The 13,790-nt window shown below is 37.9% G+C and carries 8 protein-coding genes and 1 pseudogene; 5 read left to right on the top strand and 4 right to left on the bottom strand.

The genetic code is table 11. From position 1 onward, the window contains the following. Positions 1-103: 103 nt before the first annotated feature. Positions 104-883 carry a ParA family protein gene (locus tag BWI92_RS09535; RefSeq protein WP_095162408.1) on the bottom strand — a complete coding sequence of 260 codons (780 nt, stop codon included), beginning with the start codon at positions 881-883 and terminating at the stop codon, positions 104-106. Between the two features lie 709 nt (positions 884-1,592). On the opposite strand from BWI92_RS09535, the gene BWI92_RS09530 reads away from it, so the two are divergent. After that, the gene (locus BWI92_RS09530) at positions 1,593-3,032 is read left to right on the top strand and encodes a POT family MFS transporter (protein ID WP_095162406.1); all 1,440 of its coding nucleotides are present in this window, start codon (positions 1,593-1,595) and stop codon (positions 3,030-3,032) included. 284 nt (positions 3,033-3,316) lie between these two features. Here the strand turns inward: BWI92_RS09530 and BWI92_RS09525 are convergent, their stop codons facing one another. Further along, complete coding sequence (locus BWI92_RS09525) at positions 3,317-5,083, bottom strand: ABC transporter ATP-binding protein (protein WP_095162404.1); 1,767 nt, start codon at positions 5,081-5,083, stop codon at positions 3,317-3,319. Positions 5,084-5,344: 261 nt separating this feature from the next. On the opposite strand from BWI92_RS09525, the gene BWI92_RS09520 reads away from it, so the two are divergent. The 3 genes from BWI92_RS09520 (at position 5,345) to BWI92_RS09510 (ending at position 7,127) form a co-directional block, all read left to right on the top strand. After that, positions 5,345-6,136, top strand: a complete 792-nt coding sequence (locus tag BWI92_RS09520; RefSeq protein ID WP_095162402.1) for an inositol monophosphatase family protein — start codon at positions 5,345-5,347, stop codon at positions 6,134-6,136. A gap of 111 nt (positions 6,137-6,247) precedes the next feature. Then, positions 6,248-6,424: a FeoB-associated Cys-rich membrane protein gene (locus BWI92_RS09515; protein ID WP_095162400.1), complete on the top strand. Its 177-nt coding sequence runs from the start codon at positions 6,248-6,250 to the stop codon at positions 6,422-6,424. A 271-nt stretch (positions 6,425-6,695) separates the two neighbouring features. After that, positions 6,696-7,127 (top strand): peptidylprolyl isomerase, encoded by a 432-nt coding sequence (locus BWI92_RS09510; RefSeq protein ID WP_095162398.1) that lies wholly within the window; start codon positions 6,696-6,698, stop codon positions 7,125-7,127. A gap of 310 nt (positions 7,128-7,437) precedes the next feature. On the opposite strand, the pseudogene BWI92_RS09505 reads toward BWI92_RS09510, so the two are convergent. Then, positions 7,438-8,469 (bottom strand): annotated as a pseudogene (locus BWI92_RS09505) (aminotransferase class V-fold PLP-dependent enzyme). A 534-nt stretch (positions 8,470-9,003) separates the two neighbouring features. Between BWI92_RS09505 and BWI92_RS09500 the strand changes: the two are divergent. Then, positions 9,004-11,103 (top strand): alpha-L-fucosidase, encoded by a 2,100-nt coding sequence (locus BWI92_RS09500; protein WP_229362921.1) that lies wholly within the window; start codon positions 9,004-9,006, stop codon positions 11,101-11,103. 100 nt (positions 11,104-11,203) lie between these two features. Here BWI92_RS09500 and BWI92_RS09495 read toward each other — a convergent pair whose 3' ends face one another. Then, a complete protein-coding gene (locus BWI92_RS09495) occupies positions 11,204-13,765 on the bottom strand; it encodes a DNA translocase FtsK (RefSeq protein WP_095162396.1) in 2,562 nt (853 codons plus the stop codon). Positions 13,766-13,790: the final 25 nt, after the last annotated feature.

Here is a 13,790-nt window from a genome sequence, read left to right as displayed (position 1 = left end):
CGCTAATTTCGGCAAGAATGTCTCACCATGTGAATATCCCAATAAACAGATAAGTTGTTTTTAAAAGAAAAGAAGTTGTTGTATCAACGTTTTCTCCACCAATCTATTCCTGATTTACATAGCCATTTTTTGCAAGAATTTCTCTGGCAAGGTTCAAATAACTAATTGCTCCCTTGCTTTCTGAGTCGTGAGCAATAGCTGGTACACCAAAACTAGGGGATTCAGACAAACGAATATTGCGAGGAATAATCGTGTTGAAAACCATGCTTTGGAAGTGTGAAGTAACTTCTGCAACCACTTGATTGGATAGGCGAACACGCAAATCGTACATCGTTAGCAAAATACCTTCGATGGTCAAAGCAGTGTTGAGTCTAGATTGAATAATCTTAACGGTATTCAACAATTTACCCAAACCTTCGAGCGCAAAATATTCGCACTGCACTGGAATAATGACCGAATCAGCAGCTGTAAGAGCATTGATCGTAATCAAGCCTAGAGAAGGCGAACAGTCAACAATCACGAAATCGTACTCGTGCAATACCGTTTGAAGGCATTCTTTCATACGCTGTTCGCGGTCGCGAAGGTTAATCATTTCGATTTCGGCACCTACCAAGTCGATATGTGACGGAATCAAGTGTAAGTAAGGCAAATCCGTCTCGATGATAATATCTTGTACCTGAACCCCATCTACCATGCACTCATAAATAGAGTTTTGGATTTCTTTTGGGTTGTAGCCCAAACCCGATGTAGAGTTTGCTTGAGGATCGGCATCGACTATTAGCGTCCTAAATTCTAGTGCGGCAAGACTTGCTGCTAGGTTGATAGTGGTAGTTGTTTTACCAACTCCTCCTTTTTGGTTGGCAATCGCAATTACTTTCCCCATTTGATTTTTTGAGTTACTTGTTTCAGTTACTGATTATTAGTTATACAGCCGATGGTAATTTGATTTACAGAACTACGAATCCTGAATAACCAATAAGGAATAACTCAATCTACCTTCAAATATCTCTCTTTCGAAGGAGATTTACAAAGAGTGTTCCACAAATGTTTCACGAATATAAAAAATCTTTCCAAAACTTTCCTACTAAACTCTGATAATTGAAATCAAATTTGCGCTTTTGTAAAAAAACTATCTACCCGCACCATCTCGCCCACAAAAGTCATATTAATTATTTGATTAGTACCTTTTTATAAACTCTTCTATTTCTGGTTTTTTCTAAGAATTTGACTTAAAATTTGACCTTGGAGTTATCAAAAAGTTGGTATTCCGCTGATATAGGTTTAACTTAGAATGTTTTTTTCCATAAAAACAGCGATTTTAGACTATATTACAGATATTTCGCCAAAAGTTTTTCTCCTACCCTAATGAATGTTATTTTACTTACAAGTTACAAATAATAAGTCGATTAACGGGATGTAAACAGGGGGATTGACCCTAAGATTTAACATTGAGTTAAATTATAAAACAGGAAGGATATCAGTCTAAAACAAAAACATTATATTAACTTAACAAAAACAAACTATTTACAGCCTACAAAGTGGCAACCACGAATCCTAAAACTACTTTGACAGGCACAAAGCTTTAAAAATATATGACTTCAAATCATTCTAACGAAGCCCTAACAGAAGAAAAGAAAGGTACGTTCCCAAAAGCGATCCCTTACATCTTGGGTAACGAAGCTGCCGAGCGTTTTAGCTTTTATGGTATGCGCTCTATCCTATCCACTTTCTTAGTTGCACAGTTCTTTAATCCTAGCGGAAACCCTGTACTTCAAAAAGTTGCCGAAGCAAAATCCAACGAAATGGTTCACATGTTTGTGGCATTGGCGTATTTTATGCCAATGATTGGTGGCTTGGTAGCTGACTGGTTTTTCGGAAAATACAAAGTGATTTTTTATGTATCTGTTTTGTATTGTTTTGGACACTTAACTTTAGCATTGTTCGAAAACAATTTAGATATGTTCTCATTAGGTTTACTTATTATTGCTTGTGGTGCAGGAGGTATTAAGTCCTGTGTGTCGGCCAACGTGGGTGACCAATTTGACAAGAGTAATGAGCATTTAATGACAAAAGCATATAGTTGGTTTTATTTCGCTATCAACGCAGGTTCTGTAGTATCTAACATCTTCATTCCTGTTATTTATGCTTCTATTGGCGCTGCTTGGGCATTTGGAGTTCCAGGTATTTTGATGGCGATTGCGACGGTAGTGTTCTTTTTAGGAAGAAACAAATATGTGCATGTTCCTCCATCTGGAATCAATCGCAACAATTTTGTATTTATTACCTATTATGCGCTTACCCACTTGGGAGACAAGAAAGAAGGTGAAAGTTGGTTAGACGTATCAAAAGCTGAATATGATCACGAAAAAGTAGAAGGCGTTAAAGCCGTTTACCGTGTTTTGGCAGTATTTGCCTTTATTCCAATATTCTGGGCATTGTGGGATCAAAACTTAGCAGAATGGGTGTTACAGGCTAAAAAATTAGACCTAAATACAGGTTTAGGTTATACATTCTTACCAGAACAAGTTCAGGTATTAAACCCATTATTCTTAGTAAGTTTTATTCCTGTATTTACTTATGTAGTGTATCCTTTCTTCGAAAAATTAGGTATCAAAACTACTCCACTACGTCGTTTAGGTGCTGGTTTCTTTTTAACAGCGGTTTCTTTTGTGATTATTTCCTTGATTCAAACAAGTATTGATGCAGGTGGTCAGCCGTCGGTTTGGTGGCAAATTTTGGCTTACTTGGTATTGGCTTGGGGCGAAATTTTGGTATCTATCACAGGTTTGGAATATGCATATACCAACTCTCCAAAATCAATGAAGAGTACTATGACCGCGATTTGGTATTCTGCGGTATCAATCGGTAACTTAGGTGTTGCTTTGGTCAATGGTAATATTGCTAATGGTGGTTTCTTAGCTCAATTGGAAGGTGCTTCTTACTTCTGGTTCTTTACGGGATTGATGTTTGCTAGTACCGTAGTCTTTATGTTGGTAGCAGGTAAACTTAAAGAAACCAAATACGTAGGATAGTTTCGATAATTTATTTGTGAATGAGTGATTGAGCGAATGAGTGATTATTTTTTATCTCCATTCCACACTCGTAGAGACGTAATACTTTGCGTCTAATCCCAAAATAATAGTAGCAAAAAGGCGGTCGAAAAACAATTTTCGACCGCCTTTTTGCTTGATGAATAGTCAATAATTACTTGACATTTTAGAACCTTTTTCCGAATAGGGTGCGACTTAAGTCGCACCCTATTCGGAATTTACCATACCTTTCGAAATTCCGAAATCTACAATCAGCATTCCCAAATCTAATGTGTTTGAGTTGCCAAAAATTGCATTTTGTGCAATTGGGCATACCAACCGTCTTTTTCCAATAGACTTTCGTGCGTTCCCTCCTCTTTGATTTCGCCTTTGTCCAAAACTAAAATTTTATTGGCATTTTGAATTGTAGATAAACGGTGTGCAATTACGATAGCTGTACGACCTTTCATCAATTTTGCAATGGCATTCTGAATCATCTCTTCCGTTTCGGTATCTACCGACGAAGTTGCCTCGTCGAGCACGATTACTTTTGGATCGTGTACAAGCGCACGCACAAACGAAATCAATTGACGTTGTCCTACAGAAAGCGTCGCACCACGTTCCATTACATTGTAATCATAACCGTCTGGTAATCTTTCAATAAAATCATGGGCACCAACTAACTTGGCAGCCTCAATAATTTTCTCTCTTGTAATAGACTTATCTCCAAGCGTGATATTATTCTCAATTGTATTAGAAAACAAGAATACATCTTGCAATACTACCCCAATTTTACTTCTTAAACTTTGTAATTCGTATTCATGCAAATCACGACCGTCGATGAAAATTTTCCCTTTATTGATTTCATAAAAACGGCTTAAAAGATTTATAGTCGATGATTTTCCTGCACCTGTAGCACCAACAAGCGCAATAGTTTCACCTTGTTTAACCTCAAAAGAAATATCTTTCAATACATATTCTTCGTCGTTATAAGCAAACCAAACATTTTCAAACTTGACATCACCTTTCAAATCATTGGCGCTGTACGAGCCGTTGTTGGCAACATATTCATCTGAATCCAATAATTTCAAAATACGCTCTGTTGACACTATACCCATTTGTAAGGTATTGAAACGGTCAGCCAAAAAACGAATAGGACGGAAAAACAAGTTCATAAACATGATAAACGCCGTAAGGGTCCCCAAGGTAATATCATGATTGAGAATTTGCTTTGAACCAAACCAAACAATTAAACCAGTCCCAGCCGCCAAAATAACATCGGCTACAGGAAAATAAACCGAATAAGCCCAAATTGAACGAATATTGGCATCTCTATGTGTCTGATTGATGGCTACGAACTTTTTGTATTCTAACTCCTCAGCACTAAAAGCCTGTACGATATTCATCCCCGTGATATGTTCCTGCACAAAAGAGTTTAGGTTAGATACTGCAATACGCACCTCATTGAATGACTTTTTAATATATTCTTTAAAAATATAGGTCGACACTACCATGAAAGGAACTGTCATTAAACAAATAAGTGTCAAACGCCAATCGGTATAAAACATTACTCCCGTAATCAATACCAATTGTAAGATATCGCCTGCAATGGATGCCAAACCTTCCGAAAATACATCGTTGAGCGTTTCAATATCCGAAACAGTACGGGTCACCAAGCGACCGATTGGGGTATCGTCAAAAAACTTGAGTCTTAAATGAAGGATTTTTTCGTACAATGCCACACGAATATCTCGAATCACTGTTTGTCCGAGCCAGCCAGCCATGTAGGAAGTTACAAACTGCAAAAAACCTTGCAATAGTAATACCCCAAGCATAGCCAAAAGCATCAAAGATAAGCCGTTGTAATCACCACGTGCTATTTCATTGTCAATCGTATGGCGAATCAATAATGGATTGAGTGGTACCACACAGGCCATTACCATAATCAAAACCACCAACGACCAAAAACGTACTTTGTAAGGTTGCAAAAAACCGTAAATGCGTCTTAATATCTCAAAATCAAAAATTTGCCCGCTTTTTTCTTCTTTTCTCAATGTTCAGAAAAATTAAAATTATAGTCTATTCTCAGTTACAGAAAGCCCAAAGTCCTCTCAAACTTTTGCTATCTTTGACAAAGTTATTAATAAACCTTATCCTTTAAAAACAACAGCGACAAAGCGCAATTAGTTTAGATTGGAGAAAAAACTAAGAAACGAGGCACAAAGGCACAAAGTGTTTTTCTTTGACTCATCGTTTTAAACCATCCACTCATACACTTTGTGCCTTTGTGCCTGTTCCCTGTACACTCAAAAAAAATGAACCTACAACACATTACCGAACAGGTGGCTTTATTGACACGCAAAACAGCTTTGTTTGTGAAAGAAGCTGCTTCTGAATTTTCGAGAGATAGTATCGAATACAAAGGACTCAATGATTTGGTTTCATATGTTGACAAAGAAACCGAAATTCGTTTGGTAGAAGGGCTCAGACAAATTTTGCCTGAGGCTGGCTTTATTGCCGAAGAAGGTACTGCCGAACGTACTGAAGACCAAGAATATGCTTGGATTGTGGACCCTGTGGACGGAACCACGAATTATATGCACGGTTTGCCAGTTTTTGCTATCTCGATTGCGCTCATGCACCACGACAACATTGTAAGCGGTGTTGTGATGGAAATCAACCGTGAAGAATGTTTTACTGCGTGGCTGGGCGGTGGCGCCTATTTGGATGGAAAACCTATCAAAGTGTCATCAGCCAATCACCTGAAAGATAGTCTTTTGGCGACAGGATTTCCATATTATGATTTCAAACAAACTGACCAATATTTGGCTATTTTGAAGGAATTGATGCAAAAATCGCATGGTTTGCGCCGTATGGGTTCGGCAGCTGTGGACTTGGCTTACACAGCATGTGGACGTTTTGAAGGCTTTTTTGAATACAATCTCAAACCATGGGATGTAGCAGCAGGGACACTCATTGTCCGAGAAGCAGGAGGAATTGTAAGCGACTTCAAAGGTGGCGACGATTTTATCTTTGGTCGTGAACTAATTGCCGCATGCGGTGCGTTTCATGAATTAAAGGAGGTCATTCAAAAACACTGGAAATAGCTAAGTGAATTGAAGATATGTGGATTTGAAGATTTGAAAATGGAGTAAACCAAAAAATTTCAAAGTACCTTTTTTCTAACTCAAAACTCATCCATCTTAACCCGTCTCACAATGGAAAATATCATTATAGCACTTATTTTTCTTGCTGCTATTACTTATTTAGTACGATTGGTTTGGAATAATTTTAATCCTAAAAATACAGCAGGATGTAGTAAAGGTTGTGGGTCTTGCGCAGCGCTCGATGCTGATAAAATCATAGCACAAATGGAAAATCACAAGACCATTTAACTACTCGTTGATATTGGCAAAGCCTCGAGCCTTGCCAATGCTTCCTTTGAATTATTTTATTAATTACCAAAATAATCATACTCTATTTACCTATCAGCTTACCATGTCAAAATAACCAACTGTAAATCAGCAACATACCTATCATTCTCTCAATTTTCATTCTAACTTCCTTTGCTGATATTTTAATTTTTAAAAATAAACTACCATCTTTGAGTAAAAAGGAGTTTGTTGCAAAACAAAAAATACTCGCATTTACATAATAAACAATCAAATGGCACAAGCAAAATCGGGCGATAAAGTTAGCGTCCATTACACAGGTAAATTAACAGATGGTACTATTTTCGATAGCTCAGAAGGTCGTGAACCTCTAGTATTTGAACTAGGTACTGGTATGGTGATTGCTGGTTTCGATAATGGTATTACTGGTATGACTATCGGAGACAAAAAAACTGTTCATATTCCAGTAGATGAGGCATACGGTCCAGTAAATCCTGAGTACATGGCGATGTTCCCTCGTAACGAAATTCCTGCTGATATTCCTTACGAAGTAGGTATGCAGTTGAATATGCATCAAGATGGTACTGGTCAAGTAATGCCAGTTGTGGTAACTGAAGTTACAGATACACACATCACTTTGGATGCCAACCACCCATTAGCTGGAAAAGATTTGATTTTTGATATTGAATTGGTGGCTATTGGCTAATCATTTCATTCAGATAGACTATTAAAGAGTGATGAGTTTTGAGTGATGAATTGTGAATGTAAAACTTTGAAAACTAAGTTAGTGGGCAAAATAAGCTTATGTACTTACGCTTTATCTTACCTTCATAATTCATCACTACAGCTTAGATTAGTGGGCAAAATTAAAATGATTTTATCCGCTTTAGGCTCTAGGCATTAAGCTAAAATTCAAAAAGTATTTCTCACGAAATAAGCATACCTTGTGCTTGCCTAATGCCTACGGCTTACTGCTCAAAGCCTATTAATGCAATTTTATTCTGCATTAATACTTTTTACATTTTAGCCAATTGCTTCAATGCCTCTACAAAAGCATCTAAATCTTTGGTGGTAATATATAAATGAGGCGTAACTCTTACACCAAATACTCCTGCGTAACCGATTGCAACTGTAAAGATTTTGTATTCCTCCATTAACTTCTTGGCTAAGTCTGCAGGGTTCATTCCTTTAATACCCACATTGGCAATTCCACAAGCTCGGTGTGACTCCTTCGGCGTATTAACCATTATATTAGGAATATCCCTAACCTTCGAAGTCCAATATTCTTGTAGATATCGTAGTCTCGCCTCTTTTCTAGTAATCCCTATCATATTATGAAAATCGATGGCATCCACAATCGCCAAGTCTGTAGCCACAGGATGCGTACCTGTATGATTGAGTTTTCTAATATCGTCATCCTTGTAACCCATATCGCCAATCATTTGCCAAACGGGCTTTATTTTGTCCTTACGAACATACAAAATACCAGCCCCAAGTGGATTTCCTAACCATTTGTGCAAGCTACTTCCATAATAATCAACGCCACCTAAATCGTCTATTTTAAAATCCAAATGAGCAATCTACCATAACCTCTACCCCATGACGATGCGCCATTTCTGTGATTTTTTGATAGGCAAAATTTGTCCTGTAATATTGATCAAATGACACACCATTAATAGTCGAGTCTTGGGCGTAATCGCTTTTTCATAAACTTCCACAATTTCTTCATCTGATTTGGGATGCAAGGGCACAGAAATAACCTTATTTGTCAAGCCATGCCGTTTAGCTTGGAGCTTAAACATATCCAACATGGCACCATAATCATGCTCGGCCATGAGTGCTTCGTCACCTGTTTTCCAATCAAAACCTGCAATAATGGTATCTAAAGATTCAGTAGTATTTCTGGTGATAATCAATTCTTCAAACGAGCAGCCCAATAAATCAGCTAATTTTTTTCGAGAAATCATTTTATCATCAAACTGACGAGTTCGCATATAATATGAAGACACTTTATTCACAGCTTGAATATGTGCCAAATATTTTTGCATTACAGGTTTGGCTGTCATTGAGTAATAGCCATTTTCTAAATGAATAAAGTCTTTAGGCACCTCATAAGCTTCTCGAATTTTTGTCCAAAACTGTTCATCTTCTGCTAATTTTTCCGCAGGTAAATGTTCATGGAGTCGAATCAAATCAGATAAATTAGTCTGTGATAATACAGCAACACCTGTGAGGTTTTTGAGAAACTGGCGTTTGGAGAGGTAAGGTTTCATGCTTTTATAAAAAATTAATTTAGTTATGTTAGACGTTATTAGTGTATAAGTTAGCGGATTATGCGGTTAACTTATAACTTCCTTTACTTTCTTTCTAAAAAAGATAGGTTGAATAAACGAAATGAGTATAAGTCGTCAAGAGATTTACTATATAGAAAGTGATTTATAATTAGGGCTGTACGAAGGATTCCAAACTATTGCAGATTTGGGATTTCTGATTTCGGAAATAAATGGTTTTTATAATCCTTCTCTCACTACTAATTTATAATTGCCAATTCATTATCACATTCCCAATTTAATTAAAACTGTATGACCATTAAAAGTAAAATTACCTCTCAGATAGCCAGTTTTTGTCTTACTACAGCTCTGCTTTCCTCCTATTCAAGTATTGGAATAGCCCAAAGTACTCCAAAGGCGGTAGGGCCAATTCCTACCGAAAACCAGCTCAAATGGCAGGAAATGGAATATTATGCCTTCGTCCACTTTTCGACCAATACCTTTACCAATCAAGAGTGGGGCTTTGGCGACGATGACCCAAAAATCTTTAATCCTACTCAACTAGACTGCCGTCAATGGGCGCGTGTGTGTAAAGAAGCGGGAATGAAAGGAGTAATAATCACGGCAAAGCATCATTCTGGTTTTTGTTTGTGGCCTTCCAAATACACCGAATATTCAGTTAAAAACTCTCCTTGGAAAAATGGTAAAGGTGATATTGTTGGCGACTTGGCAAAAGCTTGTAAAGAATACGGACTCAAATTAGGGATTTATCTTTCACCTTGGGATAGAAACTTTGCTGATTATGGTAAGCCAGAATACATTACTTATTTCAGAAATCAATTGCGAGAATTGATGACTCAATATGGAGATATTTTTGAGATTTGGTTTGATGGTGCTAACGGTGGTGATGGTTATTATGGTGGTACACGAGGAACACGAAAAATTGATAGAACAACCTATTATGACTGGTCGAATACCTACAAACTCATCCGTGAACTACAACCTAAAATTGTTATTTGGAACGATGGTGGCGACCGTGCTGACCTTCGTTGGGTAGGAACAGAAGAAGGATATGTTGGTGAGAAAAACTGGAGTTTGCTCAATGCCAAAGGTGATGTGCCCGAAGATATGCTACGTCATGGTGTAGAAAACGGTGAAGTTTGGGTACCAGGCGAAGTCAATACTTCGACTCGACCAGGGTGGTTTTATCATGAATATGAAGATAGTCGTGTCAAAACATTACCCGACTTAATGAATACCTATCATCATTCCATAGGTAGAAACGGGACATTATTACTCAACTTCCCTATTGATAAAAGAGGTTTGATTCATGAAAACGATGAAAAAGCGGTAAAAGCATTGGCTAAGGCGGTAAAAGAGGCATACTCAGTCAATTTGGCGCAAAACAAAAAAGCAACAGCGACAAACATTCGAGAAAATGCCTTGATGTTTAATGCTTCTAAAGCTTTGGACGCAGACAAAAATACCTATTGGGCAACTGATGAAGGTATTACCAATGCTGCTATTACGATAGATTTAGGCAAGCCAACCGTCTTTAATCGCTTTATGGCACAGGAATATATTCGCTTAGGGCAACGAGTGAAATCTTTTAAAATAGAGGCTTTGATTGATGGCAATTGGAAAGAATTAGCCCAACAAACTACCATTGGATACAAACGAATTTTGGTTTTTCCGACAGTAAGAGCTACTAAAGTTCGCTTTAAAGTGTTGGATGCCAAAGCCTGTCCTTTGATTTCGAACATTGGTGTTTTTAACGCTCCCCAGATACTCACTGCACCGAGTATTACGAGAAATCAAGCAGGAGAAATAAACATCAAAGCCGATGACCCAGAATCACAAGTTTATTATACACTAGATGGTAGCACACCAACTACCAAATCAGTAAAATATACTGGCACGATTCAAACCAATGGCAAAATGACAGTTAAAGCCATAGCAGTAGAAGCCTCCACTAAAAAGAGTTCGGAGATAGCTGAAGAAAAGTTTGATATTGTAAAAAAAGACTGGAAAATTGTGGGTATCTCAGATGAAAAGGCGTATAAGGTAATCGATGGCAACTCTCATACAGCTTGGTATCAAGCCAAAACACAAACACTTCCTGTTGATTTGGTTATTGATTTAGGAAAAGACGTTACACTTACTGGATTTAAGTATTTACCTTGGCAAAGCACAGATGGTGTCATTTCAAAATATCAGTTTTCTGTTTCGTTAGATGGAATTAATTGGACAATAGTAAACGAAGGAGAGTTTTCAAACATTAAGAATAATCCTCTTTTGCAAGTCAAAACTTTTACTCCTAGCAAAGCCAAGTTTATAAAGTTTACGGCTTTAAAGAACACGAAAAACGATAATTGGGCAGGCTATGCCGAGTTAGATGTGATTACGAAGTAGACATCTTTAATTGAGTGATTTGGTGGTTGAATGAATGAGTGATTGTTTAATGTATCTTAAAACAATCACTCATTCTCTAAACCATAAATCACTCAATCATTTATAAATCTCTCAACATTTTTTCCAGAGCATCTAAGTCTTTAATATAAACTTCACGTGCTTTTGAGCCTTCGAATGGCCCTACAACACCCGCCTTTTCAAGTTGATCGATGATGCGTCCAGCACGGTTATAGCCTAATTTTAAACGACGTTGGATTAGTGATGTCGAGCCTTGTTGGTGAGTCACTATCAACCTTGCAGCCTCTTCAAAATATTCATCTTTATCTTTCGAGTCAAAATCACCTTTTTCATTTCCACCGCCAGAGTCACCTTCAAATTCTGGTAACAAATACGCTGAATCGTAGCCACTTTGTTCCCCAATAAATTCACATACATCTTCTACTTCTGGGGTATCTACAAAGGCACATTGTAAACGAATAATATCAGACCCAGTCGAAAGCAACATATCTCCCATACCGACTAATTGTTCGGCTCCACCTGTATCCAAAATAGTTCTTGAGTCAATTTTAGAGGTCACTTTAAACGACAAACGAGCTGGGAAGTTGGCCTTGATTGTACCCGTAATAACGTTTACTGACGGACGCTGCGTGGCAATAACTAAGTGAATCCCAATGGCACGAGCCAACTGTGCCAAACGAGCGATAGGTTGTTCTACTTCCTTACCTGCAGTCATCATCAAGTCAGCAAGCTCATCAACTACCAACACGATGTATGGCATAAAATAGTGCCCTTTATCTGGATTTAATCGACGATTGACAAACTTGGCGTTATATTCTTTCAAGTTACGGCAACCAGCATCTTTCAACAAGTTGTAACGATTATCCATTTCAATACACAAGGAATTGAGGGTATTTACTACCTTCTTGGTATCGGTAATAATTGCTTCAGCGGCGTTGGGAAGCATAGCCAAGAAATGACGTTCGATTTTATTGAAAAGCGTTAATTCCACCTTTTTCGGGTCAACTAATACAAATTTTAGTTGTGATGGATGCTTTTTGTACAACAATGAAGTCAAAATCATGTTCAAACCTACCGACTTACCTTGACCAGTTGCCCCTGCCATCAACAAGTGAGGCATTTTGGCTAAATCGGTCATAAATATGTCATTACTAATGGTTTTACCTAATACAATTGGCAAATCAGCGGTTGATTTTTGGAATTTTTCAGAGCCAATCACCATCTTAACAGGCACCATTTCACGGTTTTTGTTTGGTACCTCAATACCAATGGTTCCTTTTCCTGGAATAGGCGCAATAATACGAATCCCCAAGGCTGCCAATGCTAGGGAAATATCATCTTCGAGGTTTTTGATTTTCGAAATCCGAACCCCTGCATCAGGAATGATCTCATAAAGCGTTACCGTTGGTCCAATTGTAGCCTTAATATCGGCAATACCAATACCATAATGTCCAAGTGTATCAACAATCTTATTCGAATTTGCCTTCAATTCCTCTTGCGAAACCTGAGCTTTACCCATGTCATAATCCTTCAACAAAGAAACGGATGGGAACTGATAATTAGGCAAATCTAAAGTCGGGTCATATAAGCCAAATCGTTTGACTAGCTCATCGCTGGCTTCGTCTTTTGAGGTTTCTGTAACTGGAATATCCTCCTCGATTTCGTCGATTGTCTCAGGCAAGTCCCCTTCCAAAGTATTTTCTATCGTTAAAGAAACCTCTTTTCTAGCAGTACTTGCAGGGCTAATCGTTTGGGTTGCGGCATTGGCTTTTGCTTCTACAATTGGTGGCAAATACGGTCTTATGCTCTCTTCATCCGCATTATCTTCTCTTGTCAGCAAATCATCATCCTCAAACTCTGGCTCTGGTACTTTTAGGGTATTCTTTGCACCTTTGGCTGTATTTTCGAGGTCATCTCGTACTCTCCGAATATTTTTAGCTTGGCTAATATCATCTGCATTTTGCTCTTCATCAACTTCGACTGATGTTTCAGAGGGAGATAACAACTTTTCCATAAATTCCACCAAAACTTCAGTACCATAGAAAAACGAGATAAAGAGTATTAGTAGAAATAATATGACAAAAATCGTAAATGGTCCCATGAGACTATCCATATACTCGTTGAGATAGTATCCCATGCCCCCACACAAATCACTCCAGTTGTCGGCAATATGAAAAGTATATACCCAAAAGCCTAAGAAAGTACTTCCCCATAAAATACCGAAAATAGACAGTTTGGTAAATCTTTCTAAATTAACAAGGCTTCTTTTTAGTCCGATTTGAACTCCTGTAAAAAATGTCATTGGCACTAGCCAAAAAGCCGAAACACCAAAGTAGCGAAGCACTAATAGGTCTGCCAATTTTGCACCAAATACCCCAAAAAAGTTTTTGGTTTTCTTACCTGTTTCTGCCAAACTTGACAATGAGTTATGTATCTCACTTTGATCTGCTTTACCTGTAAAAAGGTGAGAGAAAAATGAGAAAAACATAAATACGGAAAACAATACCAAAACACCACCAATCAGTAAGCGAGCACGTTCCACACCTGAGCCACCAAAATCTAGTTTGAATGGGCTTGGCGAAGCTGAACGAGCTTTTTCCTTAGGTCGGTTTTGCTCTGGGTCTTTGGGAATATTTCTAGCCATAACATTTTAAATATTTCGAAGTATG

The sequence above is a fragment of the Flectobacillus sp. BAB-3569 genome (genome assembly GCF_002270355.1).
GTDB classification, from domain to species: Bacteria; Bacteroidota; Bacteroidia; order Cytophagales; family Spirosomataceae; genus Flectobacillus; species Flectobacillus roseus.
Note: the sequence above shows the minus strand (reverse complement) of the source record. Positions and strands in the feature narration are given on the sequence as shown.